Below are 252 nucleotides of genomic sequence, written 5' to 3'. Positions count from 1 at the left end.
ATATGTGAGTTCACCAATCATGGACATTTCAAATTCTTTCTGCATTACCAAAGCGAATTTTTTACTCATGGCTTCTTCATTGCTACCAAAAATGATATCATCAACATACACAACAAGTATTAGCAATTTATCATTGTCAATCTTTGTATATAGATTGCTATCAGCTGATCCTTTTGTAAAACCTTGTTGATGGAGGCATTTGTCAAGACAATAATACCAGGCCCTTGGAGCTTGTTTTAGACCATAGAGAGC

Annotated in this window: 1 protein-coding gene; it reads right to left on the bottom strand. The window is 34.9% G+C overall.

The window, feature by feature from the left end; all coding sequences use genetic code 11:
* A partial coding sequence (locus tag QSV46_RS40415; RefSeq protein WP_314964299.1) for a reverse transcriptase domain-containing protein occupies positions 1 to 252 on the bottom strand: 252 nt, incomplete at both ends.

It is taken from the genome of Bradyrhizobium cosmicum (genome assembly GCF_032290525.1).
In the GTDB taxonomy this organism is placed as follows: Bacteria; Pseudomonadota; Alphaproteobacteria; order Rhizobiales; family Xanthobacteraceae; genus Bradyrhizobium; species Bradyrhizobium cosmicum_A.
The sequence above is the reverse complement of the archived record's forward strand: the minus strand, read 5'-3'. Positions and strand labels throughout refer to the sequence as shown.